Source organism: Bacillus sp. AFS059628, assembly GCF_002571225.1.
Classification (GTDB): Bacteria; Bacillota; Bacilli; order Bacillales; family Bacillaceae_G; genus Bacillus_A.
Map to the genome: position 1 here is coordinate 61,252 of NZ_NVEC01000038.1, position 20,011 is coordinate 81,262.

31 protein-coding genes are annotated in these 20,011 nt (G+C 33.7%); 5 read left to right on the forward strand and 26 right to left on the reverse strand.

What is annotated here, in order from left to right; genetic code table 11:
* Positions 1-238: 238 nt before the first annotated feature.
* From COL05_RS13645 to COL05_RS13670, 6 genes are all read right to left on the reverse strand, one after another.
* The gene (locus COL05_RS13645) at positions 239-544 is read right to left on the reverse strand and encodes a hypothetical protein (RefSeq protein WP_098669004.1); all 306 of its coding nucleotides are present in this window, start codon (positions 542-544) and stop codon (positions 239-241) included.
* A 258-nt stretch (positions 545-802) separates the two neighbouring features.
* Positions 803-1,348 carry a hypothetical protein gene (locus COL05_RS13650; RefSeq protein ID WP_098669005.1) on the reverse strand — a complete coding sequence of 182 codons (546 nt, stop codon included), beginning with the start codon at positions 1,346-1,348 and terminating at the stop codon, positions 803-805.
* A 763-nt stretch (positions 1,349-2,111) separates the two neighbouring features.
* Complete coding sequence (locus COL05_RS13655) at positions 2,112-3,281, reverse strand: DEAD/DEAH box helicase (RefSeq protein WP_098669006.1); 1,170 nt, start codon at positions 3,279-3,281, stop codon at positions 2,112-2,114.
* 19 nt (positions 3,282-3,300) lie between these two features.
* Positions 3,301-3,828 (reverse strand): hypothetical protein, encoded by a 528-nt coding sequence (locus COL05_RS13660; RefSeq protein WP_000460208.1) that lies wholly within the window; start codon positions 3,826-3,828, stop codon positions 3,301-3,303.
* 90 nt (positions 3,829-3,918) lie between these two features.
* Positions 3,919-5,607 (reverse strand): formate--tetrahydrofolate ligase, encoded by a 1,689-nt coding sequence (locus tag COL05_RS13665; protein ID WP_098669027.1) that lies wholly within the window; start codon positions 5,605-5,607, stop codon positions 3,919-3,921.
* 94 nt (positions 5,608-5,701) lie between these two features.
* Complete coding sequence (locus COL05_RS13670; RefSeq protein ID WP_097844664.1) at positions 5,702-6,382, reverse strand: class I SAM-dependent methyltransferase; 681 nt, start codon at positions 6,380-6,382, stop codon at positions 5,702-5,704.
* Positions 6,383-6,586: 204 nt separating this feature from the next.
* Between COL05_RS13670 and COL05_RS13675 the strand changes: the two genes are divergently transcribed.
* Positions 6,587-6,925, forward strand: coding sequence for a hypothetical protein (locus tag COL05_RS13675; protein WP_001253204.1), 339 nt, complete (start codon positions 6,587-6,589; stop codon positions 6,923-6,925).
* A gap of 29 nt (positions 6,926-6,954) precedes the next feature.
* Here COL05_RS13675 and COL05_RS13680 read toward each other — a convergent pair whose 3' ends face one another.
* From COL05_RS13680 to ytfJ, 4 genes are all read right to left on the reverse strand, one after another.
* Positions 6,955-7,167, reverse strand: coding sequence for a hypothetical protein (locus COL05_RS13680; RefSeq protein ID WP_142337480.1), 213 nt, complete (start codon positions 7,165-7,167; stop codon positions 6,955-6,957).
* Positions 7,168-7,236: 69 nt separating this feature from the next.
* Entirely contained in the window at positions 7,237-7,557 is a 321-nt protein-coding gene (locus COL05_RS13685) for a hypothetical protein (RefSeq protein WP_098669008.1), read from the reverse strand.
* A 51-nt stretch (positions 7,558-7,608) separates the two neighbouring features.
* Positions 7,609-8,385: an oxalate:formate antiporter gene (locus tag COL05_RS13690; RefSeq protein ID WP_142337482.1), complete on the reverse strand. Its 777-nt coding sequence runs from the start codon at positions 8,383-8,385 to the stop codon at positions 7,609-7,611.
* 160 nt (positions 8,386-8,545) lie between these two features.
* Positions 8,546-8,971 carry a GerW family sporulation protein gene (gene ytfJ, locus COL05_RS13695; RefSeq protein WP_000349987.1) on the reverse strand — a complete coding sequence of 142 codons (426 nt, stop codon included), beginning with the start codon at positions 8,969-8,971 and terminating at the stop codon, positions 8,546-8,548.
* Positions 8,972-9,103: 132 nt separating this feature from the next.
* On the opposite strand from ytfJ, the gene COL05_RS13700 reads away from it, so the two are divergent.
* Positions 9,104-9,889: a GNAT family N-acetyltransferase gene (locus COL05_RS13700; protein WP_098669009.1), complete on the forward strand. Its 786-nt coding sequence runs from the start codon at positions 9,104-9,106 to the stop codon at positions 9,887-9,889.
* A 207-nt stretch (positions 9,890-10,096) separates the two neighbouring features.
* Positions 10,097-10,432 carry a hypothetical protein gene (locus COL05_RS13705; RefSeq protein ID WP_098669010.1) on the forward strand — a complete coding sequence of 112 codons (336 nt, stop codon included), beginning with the start codon at positions 10,097-10,099 and terminating at the stop codon, positions 10,430-10,432.
* 246 nt (positions 10,433-10,678) lie between these two features.
* On the opposite strand, the gene COL05_RS13710 is transcribed toward COL05_RS13705, so the two are convergent.
* The 14 genes from COL05_RS13710 to COL05_RS13785 all read right to left on the reverse strand — a co-directional run bounded on the left by COL05_RS13710 (position 10,679) and on the right by COL05_RS13785 (position 15,974).
* A complete protein-coding gene (locus COL05_RS13710) occupies positions 10,679-10,870 on the reverse strand; it encodes a hypothetical protein (RefSeq protein WP_098669011.1) in 192 nt (63 codons plus the stop codon).
* 148 nt (positions 10,871-11,018) lie between these two features.
* Complete coding sequence (locus COL05_RS31370; protein ID WP_098669012.1) at positions 11,019-11,195, reverse strand: hypothetical protein; 177 nt, start codon at positions 11,193-11,195, stop codon at positions 11,019-11,021.
* 30 nt (positions 11,196-11,225) lie between these two features.
* Positions 11,226-11,474 (reverse strand): DUF4176 domain-containing protein, encoded by a 249-nt coding sequence (locus COL05_RS13720; protein ID WP_000771614.1) that lies wholly within the window; start codon positions 11,472-11,474, stop codon positions 11,226-11,228.
* Positions 11,475-11,668: 194 nt separating this feature from the next.
* Entirely contained in the window at positions 11,669-11,860 is a 192-nt protein-coding gene (locus COL05_RS13725; RefSeq protein WP_098669013.1) for a hypothetical protein, read from the reverse strand.
* A gap of 1 nt (position 11,861) precedes the next feature.
* Complete coding sequence (locus COL05_RS31875) at positions 11,862-11,999, reverse strand: hypothetical protein (protein WP_257152570.1); 138 nt, start codon at positions 11,997-11,999, stop codon at positions 11,862-11,864.
* 233 nt (positions 12,000-12,232) lie between these two features.
* On the reverse strand, positions 12,233-12,400 hold the full coding sequence (locus COL05_RS31375) for a hypothetical protein (protein WP_098669014.1): 168 nt from the start codon (positions 12,398-12,400) through the stop codon (positions 12,233-12,235).
* 143 nt (positions 12,401-12,543) lie between these two features.
* On the reverse strand, positions 12,544-12,723 hold the full coding sequence (locus tag COL05_RS13745) for a hypothetical protein (RefSeq protein ID WP_373605321.1): 180 nt from the start codon (positions 12,721-12,723) through the stop codon (positions 12,544-12,546).
* 570 nt (positions 12,724-13,293) lie between these two features.
* Positions 13,294-13,482 carry a hypothetical protein gene (locus COL05_RS13755; RefSeq protein WP_000589991.1) on the reverse strand — a complete coding sequence of 63 codons (189 nt, stop codon included), beginning with the start codon at positions 13,480-13,482 and terminating at the stop codon, positions 13,294-13,296.
* An 83-nt stretch (positions 13,483-13,565) separates the two neighbouring features.
* Positions 13,566-13,760, reverse strand: coding sequence for a hypothetical protein (locus tag COL05_RS13760; RefSeq protein ID WP_098669017.1), 195 nt, complete (start codon positions 13,758-13,760; stop codon positions 13,566-13,568).
* Positions 13,761-13,955 carry a hypothetical protein gene (locus tag COL05_RS13765; protein WP_098669018.1) on the reverse strand — a complete coding sequence of 65 codons (195 nt, stop codon included), beginning with the start codon at positions 13,953-13,955 and terminating at the stop codon, positions 13,761-13,763.
* Positions 13,956-13,968: 13 nt separating this feature from the next.
* Positions 13,969-14,346: a cupin domain-containing protein gene (locus COL05_RS13770; RefSeq protein ID WP_098669019.1), complete on the reverse strand. Its 378-nt coding sequence runs from the start codon at positions 14,344-14,346 to the stop codon at positions 13,969-13,971.
* A gap of 12 nt (positions 14,347-14,358) precedes the next feature.
* Positions 14,359-14,844: a GNAT family N-acetyltransferase gene (locus COL05_RS13775; RefSeq protein WP_098669020.1), complete on the reverse strand. Its 486-nt coding sequence runs from the start codon at positions 14,842-14,844 to the stop codon at positions 14,359-14,361.
* Entirely contained in the window at positions 14,841-15,401 is a 561-nt protein-coding gene (locus COL05_RS13780) for a 2'-5' RNA ligase family protein (RefSeq protein ID WP_098669021.1), read from the reverse strand. The genes COL05_RS13775 and COL05_RS13780 overlap by 4 nt, the downstream gene beginning before the upstream one ends.
* Positions 15,402-15,407: 6 nt before the next feature.
* On the reverse strand, positions 15,408-15,974 hold the full coding sequence (locus COL05_RS13785; RefSeq protein ID WP_098669022.1) for a GNAT family N-acetyltransferase: 567 nt from the start codon (positions 15,972-15,974) through the stop codon (positions 15,408-15,410).
* Between the two features lie 136 nt (positions 15,975-16,110).
* Here COL05_RS13785 and COL05_RS13790 point away from each other — a divergent pair, with 136 nt between their 5' ends.
* Complete coding sequence (locus COL05_RS13790) at positions 16,111-16,728, forward strand: DUF1648 domain-containing protein (protein ID WP_098669023.1); 618 nt, start codon at positions 16,111-16,113, stop codon at positions 16,726-16,728.
* 30 nt (positions 16,729-16,758) lie between these two features.
* Here COL05_RS13790 and COL05_RS13795 read toward each other — a convergent pair whose 3' ends face one another.
* Both COL05_RS13795 and COL05_RS13800 read right to left on the reverse strand, forming a co-directional pair.
* On the reverse strand, positions 16,759-17,886 hold the full coding sequence (locus COL05_RS13795) for a metallophosphoesterase (protein WP_098669024.1): 1,128 nt from the start codon (positions 17,884-17,886) through the stop codon (positions 16,759-16,761).
* A gap of 148 nt (positions 17,887-18,034) precedes the next feature.
* Positions 18,035-18,457: a GNAT family N-acetyltransferase gene (locus COL05_RS13800; RefSeq protein WP_098669025.1), complete on the reverse strand. Its 423-nt coding sequence runs from the start codon at positions 18,455-18,457 to the stop codon at positions 18,035-18,037.
* Between the two features lie 131 nt (positions 18,458-18,588).
* Between COL05_RS13800 and pdxR the strand changes: the two genes are divergently transcribed.
* Positions 18,589-19,986: a MocR-like pyridoxine biosynthesis transcription factor PdxR gene (gene pdxR / locus COL05_RS13805; RefSeq protein WP_098669026.1), complete on the forward strand. Its 1,398-nt coding sequence runs from the start codon at positions 18,589-18,591 to the stop codon at positions 19,984-19,986.
* The last annotated feature ends 25 nt before the right edge of the window (positions 19,987-20,011 follow it).

The following is a 20,011-nucleotide window of genomic DNA, read 5'->3' on the forward strand; positions in this document are numbered from 1 at the left end:
TAGTAGCAATAATGTGGCTGTACCCTACCGCTATCAGTCTACGTTTATGAAGTACCCCCTAAACAAATTTTTTATCACTTTATAATCATTCAGATCTTTTCTGTCATTTTGGAGAACAACCAATTTTTTAATATAGATTTTCAATTGTATTACCATCCTTTGGTTCAGCTTCACGAATCATATAACTACTTACCTTTTGTATTTAATAAATCCTGGTAAAGTTAAAGGTCGACTATGGCTATAACTCTATAAAAGCTTTTTCTCCACCTGGAATCTTAAATTTATTTACATTATATTCTTTAATTATATATACCTTTATCGCTTCAAAATCTTTACCAAAAGCAAGAATTGGATTTTTTAAAAAATATACCATTTCTTCTTCGTCATAAATTCGGGCTTTAATTACTTCCTTGTCAGATTGAAACGATAAATTGACTCCTTTGTAAAAATATTCGTAGTATCCCTCTTCATCCTGCTCACTCTTATCTTCAAAAGGAATAGATTCAATATAATATATATTCCCATTTACATTTATTGATTTCATACAACATTACTCCCTTTTCAAGAATATCCATCAGAATGTAAAGTGATAATAAAGTTGTTCAAATGTTGTTCAACTAAAACAGCCGTTATTTTAATATGAGGTCCCGCCAACAAAACACGAATTTCGTAAGCTAAACAAAATTTTATAAAGAAACAGCCGATTTCCTATATGAAAAGGAAACAATTTTTTTGATTGACTTGTTTTACTAATGCACTCGTTTATTAAATAATAATTTACCTTTAACTAGTTTTTACGTAATCACTTTTGGTTTTCAAACCAAAGTTTAACACTTTCAAAAAACTTCGCCCCATTATATACCGTATCTAAAGCATCAGCTACCGAACTTTCATCAGAGTAATATTTTTTAGTGCATTCATAAAACTGGATTGCTATATTTTTCATCTCGTCCTCTGGCAAAAAATGTATTGCCTTATTTTTTGGCATTTGCCATACTTCAATTGCATCATGATGTACATAGGATAAGACATGATATATTGTTGGAGAAACTTCTGTACTGATTAAACGAACAACTCTATCTAATCGCTCTTTTCCATGGTCCAAAAGAGTAGAAAAATACTTTGGTACAACAATTATATTATTTAATGCTTTTATTGCTGACTGCTTCAATTGCTCATTTGTTGCTTCCTTGACCGGCAACCTTCCAGCTACAATTTGATAAGCACCAGGTACTGGACCAACAAATCCTTCTGGTAATTTATCTGCTAATGCTTCACATTGAATATAATTAAATGGGTTTGTATCAATCTTGCTTAAATCACGATGAATTTCCAAGTATAATTCCAATGGTAGTACCCCTTGTTTTTCAAAAGCAGTTTCCTTCAAATAAAGATGAAAATCAATATCACTTAATCCAGGAATAATACCACCCTTTACTACTGAACCGTGAACAATTTAGCCAATAAAATCCCCCCTGTATGATATTGATAAATATCAGTGACTTGACCTATAATGCTTTTTGCTTCCTCTTGCATTTCTTCCAATTTATATGTCATAACTCTTCCCCTAATTTTCATTTTTTCCTTCGCTAATTTGACAGCTTACTTAAGTATATTTCCTTATAATCACTTCACTATCTTAACATATATATCCAATTTGTTATTTTTAAGAATCATTTATGGAACTTTCATAACGTACGAAATTCGCTTTTGTTGGCCTATCTCATCGCTATCAAGCTAAGAAAGACAAATACTCTAAAACATAGCCCATATATCAATATAGTTAATCCATAAAATGGAATACATTATTAATTATACTAATAAATCCTTGCATTGACTTAGAAAAAATTTAGGTTAGTGAATAAACTTTTTATATTTTTAAAAAGAAATATTTAATTACCTAAAATGAGCATATTAACTCAAACAAAAAAGACGTAACTACAATTAGTTACGTCTTCCTTATCATTTATCCCGCTATTTATAGGTAGTAAGACTCCCACCTCAAAATTCGGCTAGAGCAAAGAAGTTAGGTAGGAGATTAACTACCCGTAAACGTCCGATTGCTAAAGGCTAATAATCAGTGGGGAATCCCCACTGATTAAAGTTTCACATTATCTAGGCTTCTTCTTCCCAGTAAATACTGGTTTCTTTTTCTTTGGTGCTTTCGGTTTCGTTTCTACAAACGATCCTTTGAACATTTCTTGCTTCGTAAATACGATACCTAGTTTTTTCGCAAATTGCAGTAATTTACGCTCTTCTTGTGGAGTTACAAGAGATACAACAGTTCCTTCTTTCCCCATACGTCCAGTACGTCCTGAGCGGTGGATATATTGGTCTACTGTGTCTGGTAATTCTAAGTGAATTACGTGTGTTAAATCATCAATATCAATACCGCGTGCCGCAATATCAGTAGCAAGTAGAATTTCTAATTTCCCGCCGCGGAAAGCACGCATCGTTGCTTCACGCTCTTGCTTACTTGCTTCTGCATGAAGAGCTGCTGCTTTCATTTTACGGAATTTTAACTTCTCTGTAATTTCATCTAAACGGAATGGGTCATTTAAGAAAGCAACTGCTTTTACATCGCCCATATGCATAATTCTTCTTACGTAATCATTTTTTTCGCGTCGCTCACAGATGATGTACGTATGTTCAACTAAGCTTTTTGACTCAGCGCGAGTTACACGTACTAATTGTGGTTCAACTGCTAAATCACGTGCTGCGTCTTCTGCAGCTTTTGTCATTGTTGCCGAGAAGAATACTAATTGACGGTCGCGCATTGTAGATTTAATTACATCTTGTACAGCGCCCATCATCTTTTGTTTTACAATTTGATCAAACTCATCAAATACAATTGTTTTCACTTCATGCATCTTTAGCTTCTTCATGCGAATTAATTCTAAAATACGGCCTGGTGAACCGACAATCACTCTTGGGTGTTTCTTTAATTTTTCAACTTGGCGCTTAATATCTGCACCACCAATTAAAGATGCACCTGAAATTTCAGTTCCTGCTGTAAACTTTTGAACCTCTTCGTGAATTTGCATGACAAGCTCACGTGTTGGCGCTAGAACAACAACTTGTGGCTGTTTTATTTCAGGATTAATTTTATGTAAAAGGGGTAATAAGTACGCTAATGTTTTTCCTGTTCCAGTTGGAGATTCAGCTATAACGTCTTGTCCTTCTAAAATAGTTGGAATCGCTTGTTTTTGAATTTCAGTTAACTCTTTAAAACCAGCCTTCTCCCAAGCTTGTTGTAAAAATGGTTGCATATCTTTTATCATTTGTTTTTCTCCTTTATCTCTATTTTTGAAGAAAATGTTGTATTGTTCGCACCGTTTCTATCATGTGTGAAATAACAGCTATTAAATCATCAACATGGTCTTCTGTAATCGCTTTTTGAAATAGAACCTCTACCTTATTATGATATGAAATCGCTTGCTTATTATATTCGTATGAAAGTTTTTGCGTAATCATTCTTTCTTTTCCCCATATAGAATGCATGAAAGTTTCAATTTCTTCGCACATCACTTCTGGTTTTTCTATCGGGAATGAAAATGCTAATTTCATTTCACAACCTGGTGTAAATTGTGGTACTTCTAATATTTCACCAGACAAGTTCTTTGCATCTACAGATAGTGAGAATGTTGCTTCTACTAACGGTTCGAATGGTTCTGTTAATTGAAATGAAATATGATATATACGACTTAATGAAGCAAGGTCCATCATATCTTTTCGATCTGTTACAAGAATATCTCCATGTAAATCAAAATCATAAACAGCACCTTCTACGATTACTTTTAAATTATCAAAAGCAGTTGGATCAAACATAATTTCCTCCAAAAAACAGGCGCCTTTCGATGGAAAGGCGCCACTTGATGTATATATAGTTTACAGATAAACGAGATGAATTACAACCTTTTAGAATAAACCTACTGCTTTTCCATCTTCATTTACGTCCATTTGTAGTGCTGCTGGCTGTTTTGGAAGGCCTGGCATTGTTAACATTGTTCCTGTTAACGCAACGATAAATCCTGCACCGATAGATGGTTTCAACTCACGAATTGTAACGATAAAGTCAGATGGACGACCTAATTTCGTTGCATCGTCAGAAAGAGAATATTGTGTTTTCGCCATACAAATTGGTAGGTTACTCCATCCTTCTCCTTCATATTGAGCTAATTGCTTACGTGCTTTCGGAGCAAATTCAATATCTTTTGCACCGTACACTTTTTGAGCAATTGTACGGATTTTTTCTTCTAATGGTAACTCTAATTCATAAAGTGGTGCGTAGTTGTTCTCACCTTTTTCGATTTCTTTTAATACTTTTTCAGCAAGGTCAACTCCGCCTTGGCCACCTTTCTCCCAAACTTCCGTTAAGGATACTGCATAGCCACGCTCATTGCACCACTCTTGTAAGTATGCAACTTCTGCATCTGTATCTGTAATAAATTTATTAATTGCAATTACGAAAGGTACACCGAAGCTTTGAATTGTTTCAACATGCTTCTGTAAGTTTTCCATACCTTTTGCTAATGCGTCTACATTTTCTTCTTTTAATTGATCTTTTGCTACGCCGCCATGCATTTTAAGCGCACGAATAGTCGCAACAATAACAACTGCTTCTGGTTTAATGCCAGCTGCACGAGCTTTAATATCTAAAAACTTCTCTGCACCTAAATCAGCACCGAATCCAGCTTCTGTAATAACATAATCACCTAATTTTGCTGCCATTGTTGTAGCGATAACACTGTTACAACCATGAGCGATATTCGCAAATGGTCCACCGTGAATGATAGCTGGTGTATTCTCTAACGTTTGTACTAAGTTTGGTTTTAATGCGTCTTTTAATAATAATGTTAACGCACCTTCTACACCTAAATCTTTAACCGTTACAGGTTGATTTGCAAAATTATAAGCAACTACGATGCGAGATAGACGCGCTTTTAAATCTTGAATATCTGTTGCAAGGCAAAATACGGCCATAATTTCAGATGCTACTGTAATGTCAAAACCGTCTTCACGTGGTACACCTTGAACGGGTCCACCAAGACCAATTACTACGTTACGAAGGGCACGATCATTTAAGTCAACACATCGTTTCCAAACGATTTTACGCGTATCAATTCCAAGTCTGTTTCCTTGTTGGATATGATTATCAATAAACGCCGCTAACGCATTATTAGCAGTTGTGATCGCATGGATATCTCCAGTAAAGTGAAGGTTAATGTCTTCCATAGGTACAACCTGTGAAAAACCACCGCCTGCTGCTCCGCCTTTTAGTCCCATCGTTGGTCCAAGAGATGGTTCGCGAAGTGCAATTACTGTTTTCTTACCAATTTTATTAAAAGCTTGACCTAAACCAACTGTTACTGTTGATTTACCTTCTCCAGCTGGAGTTGGGTTAATCGCTGTTACTAAAACAACTTTACCGTCTTTCTCATTCTGTAAGCGCTTAAAAATATCAAGAGATAACTTACCTTTATAATGCCCGTATGGCTCTAATTCATCTTCTAAAATATTTAATTCAGCTGCAATTTCTTGAATCTTCTTCATACTTGCTTCTTGTGCGATTTCAATGTCGGATTTAACTGTTGTAGTAGTTGTCATATACCCTAGTCCCCCTTTAATTGGTTCTGATGATATTGTATCAGTTTTTTGTATTTTCTGCACTTATTTACCTCCTAAAAATTCTTTCAGTTCTTTATACGTTTTTTAACATAAATACCCATAAGAATGTTAACGATTGTTGTAACTCTGTAGGGAGTTGACCTAACATCTTCTCATTTACTCCGCGCTTATATACACCGATTCCATCTACAACTTCAAAACCTTGTTCTTTCGCTAACTGTTCAAATTCCCAAGGCATCATCGTATTACAAACAACGTCTTTGCCGTATAAACGAGGATAACTGTTCTCTCGCGGCTTTGCTGTCGGTCCTAAAATTGCAATACATGCATACCCATCGCTTTTTAAAACACGCTTTATCTCATTTAATGCTTGTAATGGCTCCTCGGTCCATTCTAAAGAATTAATTGCCATAATTGATTCAAATTGTTCATTTTCGAACGGTAAGGAAGAAAGATCTCCTTTTATAAAGGATAAATCCGGTCCCTCTCCGCGCTCCTTCCCTTTTTGAATCATCACTTCTGATAAATCTACTCCAACTGCTTTATAGCCCGCGCGACTTAATTTATATGTACCGTATCCATCTCCACAACCAACGTCAAGCACCTTGGCTTCTTTCTTCACGTATTGTTCAAAAAATGGAATAATCGTACTCCTACTCCCACTATCCCACATCTCCTGACTATTTTGATTCCAAAACTCTGCACTACTATCCCATTTCTTCTCTGCTGATTCATGCCAATTAAATTTCGTCATGTATTCCCCTACCTTCACGGTTTATCACTCATTTCATTCTACACCATTTTCCAAAATTCCTGTTTATCTTCATTAGGAGATGTACATGCTAACGATGGAATCTTTATTCTCCAATTTTTGCTTTACTTGGGTTTAACTCATACTCATGTTCTTCTCTTTATGAAAGATACTATAGGTACACCCAATTGAAAGAGAGGGATGTACATGCGAAGAAAGAGAAATCATCATTTTAAAAGTGGTGAAAAAAACGAAGAGTATGCAGCTGAAATATCACCAGCTGGCATACCAATTAGACATAAGCGTAAAGAAATTACAAATGAAATAGAAGGTACAAATACCGGTGCAATGATAGGTTATGTCGCTTTATTTCTTTCGCTTTTCTCAATTGCATTTTATCCAGTTACACTCGGTTCCCTTGCAATTTTAGTTGGCTTATTAGCTGTCAATTTTGGAGCAAGAACACTTGGATATACAGCAATTGGTTTTGGTAGTTTTTCTGTTTTATTTACTTTACTTTATCCGCTTGCTTTGTCAGCGTTTTAAAAAAACACACCAAGTTATACTTGGTGTGTTCATTCGTGATACAACATAATATGACCGCATCCACAGCAATGCTTCGCTGTAATTTCTTGAAACACTGGATAATTTTCTTCATCCCTATGCTCAATAAACACCTTTTCAAAACGGTACATGTTTGGCGTATATGCCCAGTCTTGTTTCGTACGTGCATATAATGTAGAAGAAAAAAACTCCTCACCGCCGCAAACAATACATGTGTTCTTCATCAATACCCCTCCTATGCTTGTCTTACTTCATCTATATGAACATAAGCATAAGAAAAAGACCTTCTATTACTAGAAAGTCTTCTCTGAAACAAAAAGAAATGTACCAAACATTCCTACTCCGCTATATTCTTTCGTAACACCAGCTTCAGTTTTAAATGTTTGCTTTACATTCATAAAGAATACACCATTTCGTGCATCTGTGCTTTCAAATTTTAGTTTTTCTTTTTTACCATCTACATTTTGTGTGCATTCAAAACTACTCTCGTCACATTTCAATGCATACTTATCTTCCAGATACAATTTAAAATCTGATTCTTTCGGACAAGTTATAAGTAATATTGCCACGAGAATAATACTTATAATACCCACAATTGTATAATATTTCTTCATTTGTACTCCTTTCAAATGACAAGAAAACTTGACTTCATGCGCCAAGTTTTCTTAGTCCACAACCCATTGCCATTCTTGTTCTTTCTTATCAAAAATAAGCCAACCGGTCTCTGTTGCTTCTTCTTTCAATTCATCGATATTATCTAGTACCTCATCCGTACTTTCAAACGAACCCACTACATATACCGGAATTTCAAGACCCCTTCTTGACTCTATTTTCCCTGCGAGATCAATGTAAAGACCATCTTCCATTAACGGAATGAGCCCCATGATCACTTCTTTTGAAATTGCTGGGAAAATTTTTGATTTTTGGAAGAAAGAAAAACGCTTCTTACCGAAAGCACCAAGCTTATAAGGAATAACTTTACTTAGCATCCCTACAAAGTCAGCAATTCTACGATAATACACTTTGTTGTACCATCCGTCATCATGTGAAAAATAAACAAATCTATTTTTCAATAGCGGAAAGAATGTTCTTGCAAGTGGTTCCTTTTTGTGAGCCAAATATAAAAGCTCTGCAATTTCTTTTGGCTCTAGTTCATCTAAATCGCTTGCATCATCAAAATCTACCCAACAAAATTCATCAAATTCATCAATCTCTGCTTGAATTAACTTATGTATATTTTCTTCCTCAACATATTCAAATAAAGTATGATAATGAAAATCTGTCCATTCAAAATTATGCTTTAAAAGCAACACTTGATGAAGCGGTGAAGGGATGTTACTTGCAAACTCTTTAAACGTAATTCCTGATGTAATAAAACAATGACCTCGACGATTACCATTAATATATATCATATTCTTTACTTGGTCAGATCCTCCAGACAAAGCACCTAGCCACCTTCGTTTTATATGTTTCAATTCTATAGCATATTTTAACATGAAAAATTTTAGAAACATAGAAAAAACTTCAAAAACTATTTACAATTTCATGTGTTTTATTACATAGTGATTACAAGAAAAAACGCCTGCTCGTAAGCAGGCGTTTTTAAAGGATTTCATCTGGGTTTTGAGGATGATGATTTCCCTCTTTCTTTTCATCTTTTTGGAACATCGATTGAATCTTATCAATTGTTTGTGGAGCTAATTCAATCATTTTTTCTGCTAAATGTGTCGCATTTTGTAAATGAAGAATATTTACTCCATCTTTATTCACTACAAGAAATGCCACTGGTGTAATAGAAACACCACCCGCGCTACCGCCACCAAATGCAGGGTTACCGTTCGCTCTTTGTCCATCATTCGTTTGGAAATCAGAACCTCCTGCTCCAAACCCGAACGCTACTTTAGAAACCGTTAACACCACACCACCGTCAGCCGTTTGAACAGGCTCTCCAACAATCGTGTTTACATCGACCATTTCTTTTAAATTTTCCATTGCTGCTTTCATTAAACCTTGAATTGGATGATCCACCGTTCATAACCTCCTTTGTCATATCTTTCCTAGTTTTTCCGAAAGTTTGTGAACTAAACATAAAATTTTATATTGATTGTAAAAAACTTAAGTTGTAATATTTAGAAAAATAAAAAAAGAGGTAGATTCATTATGATGAGAAAATTAACAAAGAAGGATCATGAACAAGTATTCGCTTACCTAAAGGAAGAAGCAGCCCTTAACTTATTTATTATTGGAGATATTGAAGCTTTCGGTTATGATACAGATTTTCAAGAGCTATGGGGAGTATTTAAAGAGAATGGAACATTACAATCGATTTTACTTCGCTTTCACGATTCGTTTATACCATATAGTAAAGAAGAGTTTGTAGTAACTGACTATGAGGTACTTCTTTCCGCATATAAGCCGCTGAAACTCTCTGGTAAGTCAACTATTGTTGAACAATTTGAAACCGTTTCAAGTATACAACTAGGTACTAAAAATGAAATGTATTTTTGTGAATGTCTAGATGCCGACAACTTACCTAGTACGCCTGCCCAAGAAGCCATTAAACTTGCCACACTAGATGATGTAGAGCGAATTATGCAATTACGAAGTAACATCACTGAATTCCCAACTGCTAATGAATCAGAGAAAATATTAAGACAAACTCTCGAAACAAATACAGGACGTACGTATTATATTGAAAAAGACGGCACTATTATTGCATCCGCCTCTACATCTGCTGAAAATTCATTATCTGCTATGGTAATTGGCGTATGTACACATCCGAATTATCGCGGGAGCGGATATGCTTCGCTTATATTACAAAAAATGATTGAGGACTTTACAAATGAAGGCCGAACACTTTGCCTGTTTTATAACAATCCAACTGCTGGACGAATTTATAAACGATTAGGTTTTAAAGATATTGGGATGTGGACGATGTATCGATAAAAAAACTTTGTTCGCTGAATTACGATACTTTAGAGGTTTGAGACGTATAATGAGGAATGTTTTTGTTCAATACGGTTGTTGATACCATTCACTCTTAACAATGTTTATCGTTATCCATATTTCACCCTACATCTTATTAATGGTAAAATTATTTCTGCATTTCCAAGACAAAATCGATAAAATTAATTTTTTGAAGGAGAAAATAATATGGATTACAAATTCGAATTACTTAGTACAGGTAGCTTAGTTATTAGACTACAAAAAGAATTCGATACTTTAGAAGCTTTTTTAAATGTGGAGGTATCCACATTCGGTGATTGGATAGCAGAAACTGTAGATAAAGTTTTAAACAAAAAAAGTCATCACGCAAAAATAAGTGCGAATATTTTTGGGGCAGATGTTCGAAGAGATACAACAGTTATATTTAATAAGTATGATGAAGATGAAATCGAAATCCCTCTTGAAATAGAAACTATTACATTAAGAAATCTAATAGATATTTATTTAAATGAGCATACAAAATTAATAAGCGAAAAAAAATAATCATTAAATAATATTACATATATTACAAAATGACCGCCTGTAATAGGCGGCTTTTTCATTAAATTAACATACATTCACATACTTATCACTAGCGGTAATATATAACACTTCACTTTCAAAAAATATCCTTTAATTTCAAAACCATAAGATAATGTTCGCTACTTACTTATTAAAGTACAGCTCTCTCCAACTCTTATGGAAAGTTTATTATTATCATTTCCCAATCAATACAAAATTCCTAGGTGTTTATTCATTTCTATTTGTAATTTTTTTAGCTAAACGATTAAATAATACTGAACTTCCATACACCAACATCCCAATACCAATCATACCAATACTGAAAAATAGTTTCTGCCATAAATTAAATGGGAAAAACCACCCTGCAATAACAAGTACCATTGTGCCAATAATAATCATAATTTTTCCTTGTTTAAGCATAAATTTTCTCCTCTCTTCCAAAGAAAAAATGAACCCTCCATTACCATGAGAGTAACGTTAAAAGAGGTCACCAGTAGGTCACCTCCCAAGTAAAACGATTAATAATACATGTTACATATTTTCAGCTGTTATTCCATACAGTCTATCTCTATTTTTTCCTCTTCTTTTTTCGATTTTTAAATATAATCTCTAACGCTACTACTGCGATGAATCCAACAGTTAGTTGTATACCTGTAAACAATAGTTTATCATTTAGAGGAGTATCCGGAACACTCCACAGCAGTATCGGCGGGATAAGTATGCCAATGATTACAAGGATTCTCATTATTTTCCCCTATCGTATTTTCCAACTAATCTATAATTCTAATAATTTCTCGCGTAGAACTATTTCACTCTCAGTCATATACCCTCTATGCATTTCCTCTACAATCTTATCGTGATTAAAACATAATACTTTTTCATCCCCTAGATAGCCTATTGGGTAAGGAACACCCACATAATCAAAATCACGTTTATCTGCTGATATGACCATTCTTCCAATAATCATTACAATTTGTTCTATATCTTCTATTTTAACGACTGTTCCAATTGGTAATAGTTTCATTTGTTTATTTCTCCTTTTTTAAGCATCTGTAATAGTTCTAATCCATTTTCTTTAAAAATTTGAAAATGGATTCTAAAACAACATTTGAATTAAATCCTATGAATAATTAAATTGCTGAAAAAAATTTTTTCTTGCAAAAAAACTTCAAGTAAATTCCGTATTATTATTGGATTACTCCTACCTTATACCAAACTTTATTTTTGTTTGAATTTTATATATATTCGTCCTACTACTTTATTCGCTCCCAAGGAAATGGCTCCTAAAACTAAAACAAAAATAATAAGTGCAATCTTTTTAGGTAGGCTATATGGCAATAACATAGAAAATATAAGAAGTATCACAACTGCAACATATGTAATATATTTCCCCGCTTTAATTGGATCCATCTCAACTTTCCTCCTTTGTTTTTTCGACTTTTATAAATCCTCCAAGTCCAAATGCTTCTCCAAAGTACGCACCTGTCTCTGCACCTAATTGCGCTTTAAAACCAGCTGTACCTAGTCCTACTTCTCCCTTTGCTATCACATCATGGTCTCCTATAACTACAGTAAAATCTAATATAAGAATAGATTTTATTCAACTTCTTACTTATTAACCGGAACTTCTATTGCTAGTTTGGCTGTCAACATAATCAAAATTTCATTTATGTGCCGATTCGACCATTCTACCAATAACCATCAAAATTGTTTTAATTCCTCCAGTTTCACTACTCCTCAAATCGAAAAAAAATTTCATTTATTTCACTTTTTATGTATCTTTTAATAAATTCGATCCAAAAGAACTGAAGACCCCACAGCAATTACACCGAATAAAAATACTACAAGTACATTTATTAATCTTGTTTTATTGTCTGCTGGCACTATAAAACTCGCGATGAGTGTTACTAATGTGCCAATAACAATTATAATTCTTCCTTGTTTTAACATTTAGTTACTCCTTTTTCTTTGTCCAAGCTACCTTTATAGCCATATTAACTGAATTTGTATTCATCTACATTTAGAACAATGTAATAAATACCCATTTCTCTTCATTTCAATTTATAGAAAAGAAATGCTCATTAATCCAAGTTTCATTTATTTATCCTTCTGCTAATATAATCCATTAAAGTAATAGCTCCGATCCCCATAGCTCCCCAGAAAATCATACTACATGTATATATTACCTTTTCCTTAATTGAATATGGACCTACTAGTCCAACAATGATTGAAATTACAACTCCTATAATCATTACAATTTTCGCGATTTTCATCATCCTACTGGCCCTTATCTATTTTCCCATTAAAATTTTGAATAATATTAATAACAACAGAGTTCCACACTAGAGAAATTACAGTAAACAAAGTTGCAACTAAAGCAACTATAATTTTATCTTTCCACGTGTTCTGTACTACCATTGATAGTATCATCATTATTAATCCACAAGTGCATATAAATATTTTTGTACCTTTACGCATATTCAAATTATTTTCACACTTCTTTCTAAAACTGAAAAGAAAATTTTTCATTCACCAGTATTAACAATTAACAGAATTATACCTACAATAAATTAGGTCCTTACTTTCTTAAACAAGCTAATTATTTCTATTCTCTCTAAATTTACTAATTATGTATTCTACTAAGTTTGTAGTCCCAAGAGACATTGTACCCAATACCAGTATAAAAATAAAAGAAATAATTTTCCCTTTTAAATCGAAAGGAAAGAATATACTAGCAATGGCCATTGCTATAAATTCAATAATTTTAACATTCTCTTATTCCCCTTGTTTTTTAACTTTACAAATAGACCACCAACTACTTTTCCAATTGGTAAAATTTTTATTTATTTCTCTTTTCTTTGCTTTTTTATAATGTAATCTAATAATGTAAGTCCACCTAACCCGATTGCACCATAAACGACCATACCTAGTGTATGTACTCCCTTTTCTTTTAACGAAAAGGGAGTTATTAGTCCTGCAATGATTACTATTAAAATTGCTATAATCATTACTACTCTTGCGATTTTTATCATCCTATGTCTCCTTTCCCGTCTTCTCAAACTATACAAATCTACACCTTTGAGTTTTACTACCTCCCCCACTGGAAACTTTTTATTTATCCTCTGTTATCTTTTGCTTCACTAATAAAGTTCATCAAATATGTAAATCCAATTGATAATCCGCCAAAAACAAGTACAAAAAAGAAAGTAAGTATACGATCTCCTACTGACTGTGGAAAAAATAATGTGAGTAATGCAATAATAGGTACTGTTATTAAATATATAGTTCTCATTCGCTTGAAAGGTCGCATTTATTTACTCCTTTTTCTATTGAATTTCTCCATAAGATTTATAACAAATGTGTTCCATACTAGAGAAAATCCAGTAAATATAAGAACAGCTAGCGAAACAACAATTTTATCTTTCCACGTTTCTCCATTTATCATAGCTAGTGTGATAAATAGTACTGCTGCTACACAGATTACTATTTGTGTAACTTTGCGCATAGTAATCCTCTCCTTACACACCCTTATCATCAAATTTTCCCACTTCTTTCATTAAAACTCCTTTCTCAAGTTCCTCCGACTCAATCACAATTGCCATCAATCCCTTTTCCGTACTCGTTTCATGAAATTCCCCCTTCTCCCAAAACACAGCTTGTCCCGCCTCTACCTTCACTTTTTCTTTATCTGTTCCGCATACATATCCTTCTCCGTCCACAATAAGAAGCAGTTGCGATACAACTGCTTCATGATATCCAATTATTCCATCCCCTTTTAAATGCATAGCACCGATATGTATATTCCCTTTATGGTTTATTATTTTCAACATTATGAAATTAGATTGAAATGCTGTGATTTGTTTTCTCACTTCTTCACTACAATCAAAAATTTTCATTACTGGTCCTCCTTATATGTATAAAACCATCCTTACTGTCTGCATCATATGGCCTTCAAAATCTTCTTCAAATTCCTCTAATTGTGCAAAACCTTTCGCTTCATAAAAACGTTTTCCTTTTTCATTCGCTGCCTCTACATGAATGTATAATTTCCGAATTCCTTTTAATGCCGTTAATCCTTTTTGTAATAAGGCACTTCCGATCCCTTTCCCTTGCTGATCTGGCAACAAATAAATCGCGCCTAATTCTGCTTCGTTTTGTAGTCTAACAGGAGAGAAATTTGCAAAACCAATAACTTCTCCCTCTTCTTCCGCAACGAATAAATGTGTATTTTCAAGACGATATTTCATTTTTTCATCAGAATAAGCCTCGTCTAAGAAACTGTCTTGAATCTTTCTCGGAATAATGCCTTCGTATGTATCATGCCAAGCTATTTTCGCTACTGATTGTACAGCGTGAATATCTTCTTGCTTCATTTCTCTAATTACATATGTCATCTCGTTGTCTCCATTCTCTTTAACTTATATTCTGCTAATAAACTAGAAGAAATGGCAGTACCATTTTCATAATTTACCTTAATTAATTTTATTTTCTCAATTGAGGCTGTTGCATAATCAAATTTTTGATAGATATATTCCATTACACTTAAAAACTGATTTGCATGTAACTTATTTGCAATAGTGCAATGCGGAACCCATTTTCCAGGCACATAATATGAATTTAAATTATCATGAAAATTTTTAAAATAATCATGATAAGAATAATGAAGTTTTAACAATTCATCGGTAACAGTCGATGCTAGAAAGATTGTTCCATTAGTAGGAAAAGTTCCAACAGAAGGAAAAGTTACCTCAGCAATATTCTCTTGAACAGCTGCAAACTTCTCTAATTGCTCCGTGTATGAATGAACATCTAACTCATTGTAATCAGCTAAAGTAATATGAGGTTCTACTCCTGCTAATTGATTTGTGCCAATGATATTCGTTATTTCATTTTGCAATTCTATAATTTTATTACTAAACACACGATCAAATGTAGCAATAATAGCATACATACTTACTCATCCCTTCGTTACATATAGTGCTTCCCACTCTTCACGAATTATTCCCATTCGAATAGAATCATAGTACGTGCCGTTATAATAACGGCATTTGCGCATTCTACCTTCTAAAGTCATTCCTATTTTCTCCGCTACTCTCATCATTCGTTCATTGCCAGACCAAGTCGTGATTCCTACTCTACCAATTTCCATCTTTTCAAATAGTAAATCCCGATATAACGTTAACGCTTCTGTACCATAACCACCATTCCAGTAATTTGGATTATAAATAACAAGCCCCATCTCTAACCAACGCGTCGGTTTATATTCCCAATAAAACCCGATTTTCCCTATAATTTGACCGTTATGTTCTATAATTAAATTAGATAGAGGTTCTTCTTTTAAACGAGTTTGCATCTTCTCCTTATAGGATGAGTACTCTTGCATTGAAAACGGAAAATACGGTGCATCCCATTTTTTCCATTCTGGATTTTCTTCTTTAAATACGAGATTCCATAATGATTTTATATCTGATTCTGCAATTGTACGAATTGTTACTTTATCCCCTTTTACTATTACGTTTTGCATAATTTCCTCCTACATCCCTCTTTATTTCATATATAATTATAATATTTTTTCTGAAAAATCAAAACATATATCATTTATTATATTGTATAATTTTGTTATAAGATACCAATTATTCATGTAGAAAGCTGGTGATTCAATGAATAATCGATTTAGTATTTCTTTATTTCTCACTATTGTTACGACAAATATTATTCTCTATTTCTTCTTACCATTACGTATTGTTACGAAATGGGACTTCAATGGAACGCCTACATCAACAATGGATAAAAGCACTTTTGTTATCGTAAATATAATTATATGTTCCTTCGTATTCTTTTTATTTTTAGCCTTATCTAAAGCAGCGAATAACCAAAAATATCTCCTTTGGATTGGCAACATAATTTTACTATTTTTATTTTTTGTTGATATTGTCATCGCTCTTGGATTCACTCTTCCCCTTGATCATTTCATATTTATAGCATTAGGACTTCTATTTATATTAATAGGCTATTTCAGTTCCAAAATTAATCCGAGTAAATCAACGGTTTCTTTGGAATGGAATGATAAGTACCTTGAAAAAAGAGCTTCAAATATTTGTAGTATTTCAATGATAATAGCTGGCATTTTCCTATCCGCGCTTCCATTTATTGTTCCTGCTCCGTATAGGGGTTATGCTATACTTGTAATTATTTTAGGAATGACGCTTGTCATTTTACCGAGTACAATTTACTTACTTATGAAAGACAGCAAGCAATCTACTCATTTAAAAAGGTAATAAAAAATAGGAGGTTCTATACCTCCTATTTCAGCTAAACATTTTCTTTTTCATTTTTTCTATCTCAACTAAAATACCTTTCTTTATCCAGCCCTCTATTCCATCTCTTTTAACTAAATCATACCCTGAACAGCTTCCATCAATGAGCGAAACAATGTCCCCTTTCCTTACACTTATTTGTGCACAAGAAATATCGGTTTTCACTGTGTACTCACCTGACTCAAGTTGCCTAATGTATTCATTTTTCACAGAAAGTAATGTATTCGTTTCCTTTTGCTTACATATTGTATATTCTTGCTCCTTATCCATCAGCTCTATGTAATAATACGGATAGGTAACCCCGCCCTGCATTTCTGTGCTCGCATTAAAATCTGCAATCACTTCATATTCTGGAAAATAGTCTACATATGTATAAGAAAACATATCTCCTGTTGGTTCCCTCTGAATGATGAATGCGTTTAATTGCCCTGCCTCTTTAATCGCATTTCCCCCATCAATCGCAATCATCTTTTTCTCCTTATCAATAACTGGATTGTTAGACGGTGCTTTGTCTGAATAGTTTACAACAGGCCAATGACCGACAACTACATATTTATGTGCTCTATGTGATTTATTGAAAAACTCCGGCATTGCTATCGCATTTTTTCGTTCTGTCTCTTTCCAATCCTCTCTATCTTCAAGGCCAGCATGTACAAAAATATAATCCTCAGTTTCAATCGCTGTCGGCAATTCTGTTAGCCATTTTATTTCCTTTGAAAAATGGCTCATTAATTTTGTTTTCAATTCACGAATATCACTTTCTTCATGAACGTTAATATTCAATTGCGCTAGCCACTCATTAAAAATTGTATTCTTTCGCGTACACAAATAATTTATTAACGCAGGATTTTCATTTACAAGTGCTTCAACTACAACTTCACAGTTCCCTTCGACTACATAAACATTTGGCTTGCTAACTACTAAATCCATCACATAGTTTACGACGCCAACGCTATCTCTTCCTTTCTCACAAAGATCACCATTAATAATTAAATAATCTTCATCTTGAAAGTTAACTTTATGTAGTAGTTCCTTAAAAAGATTTAATTCTCCATGAATATCAGAAATAATGATGACTCTTACATCATTTGGTATAGATAATTTCTTTATTTTTTCCAAGTATAAACGCCCCTAACCTTCTCCAAATTCAACATTCCCATGTTAATTTCTAATATTCGACAAATTATATTACTAAACCTGTTCCTTGCTCACATCTGAAAAAGAAAATAGATTCCATATATTTTCATACACGGAACCTACTTAATTATTATAACGCTTTATAAAAAGAATAGCTTACCTTATCATAGCCCTCTCTTTCATAAAAACGATGTGCATCCATTCTTGGAAACGCAGATGTAAGCACGATAGAGCTGCACCCTTTTTCTTCTCCCCATTTTTCTACATATGATAGTAGAACATTACCATACCCTTTTGATCTGTGAGCTTCCGCAGTTACAAGATCATATACGAAAACATGTTTCTCATTATAAAAGTTCGTACAAATCGCTACACCGGCTAGACTCACAACTTCACCCTCTTCATTACGTAGCGAAAACAGTTTATAATTTTCTTCTTTCATTTTTTGAAATAAAGAACTCGCTTCTTCTTTTAATAGTTTTGTTCTTAACTGCTGTAATACGGGAAATACATCATGTAAATCCACTTCTGTTACTACTTCTTTAATATGCATTATGATTCTCCCCTTACTATTTATAAAATTTTCTAAATGTTATATCATCATTATAGAAAGCAACTGCCCTTAGCTTAAGTGACAGTTCTATTCTTTTTTATAATGCCAGTTTAAAAAAGGAGCGTCTATACATGGATCTGACTATCCCATTAGTATTACAAAGTAAAACACCCATTTACTTACAAATTTATCAATATATAAAACGAGAAATCTCTCATGGGTCACTACTTGCCGGTACACGCCTACCTTCTCACAGAAATTTAGCTATGCAACTTAATGTGAGCCGTATTACAGTGGAATCCGCTTATCAACAACTACTAGCTGAAGGATATGTAGAAAGCAAACCAAAACGTGGGATTTTTGTTGTAGCAGTTGATATTGATGTCATTCAAAAGAAACAGCAATTTGCGTCAAACAGTACTAACATTAAAGAAAACGAACAATATGATTATGATTGTAGCCAAGGGCTTATTGATCAAAAAGCTTTTCCGATAACAAACTGGAAAAAAGCATTACAGGAAACTTTATTTCAATATGAAAATGAATTATTTGCTAAAGAAGATCCTCAAGGTGAGCTCATTCTACGAGAACAGATTTCAAAGTATTTATATCATGCTCGCGGAGTACACTCTTCACCCGATCAAATTATTATTGGAGCAGGTACGCAACCTCTTCTTTGGCTAATAATTCAACTACTTGGTTCAAAAAAAGAATACGGAATCGAAAACCCTGGGTTTCATCGTATACCTGCTATAATTCAAAGTTCTAATCTTCCCGTTCACCCTATCCCTCTAGATGATAAAGGAATTCATATTTCCGCTTTACGTAAATCGGATTCCAATGTAGCGTATGTCACTCCATCTCACCAATTTCCACTTGGAATCATAATGCCGTTATCTAGAAGACTTGAGTTATTAAAATGGGCGGATGATTGTAAGGGATATATTATTGAAGATGATTACGACGGGGAATTTCGTTATATAGGAAAACCTATTCCTTCTTTACAAGGACTAGATTCAAATGAACGTGTTATTTATATGGGAACTTTCTCGAAATCTTTTTTGCCTTCTTTACGAATGGGATATATCGTTTTACCACCTCATCTGTTAAGAGCTTATCAAGAACTTAATGGTATGTTTAAACAAACAGTTTCTACGCTTCAACAACTTACCTTTGCCACCTTTATTCAAAATGGTGATTGGGAGCGCCATATTAACCGAAGTCGTACGTTATATAAAAGAAAACATATTTCTTTAATTAAATCTATTACAAATGAAATGGGAAACAATGTTCATATACTCGGTGAACAATCTGGACTTCATATCGTACTTCACGTTCATAACGGGATGAACGAACAGGAACTTATTCATGCAGCTGCAAAAGAACGTATTAAATTATATCCTCTCTCCACATATGATTCTGTTCATAATGTAAAGGAGGATTCGTATGTATTACTCGGTTTTGGCAGTATTCCAGAGGATTGCATCGAAACTGTTGTTAAATTACTGAAAAAGGCCTGGTTCCCCTAAATAAGAGAGGTTGTCCCAAAAGGTC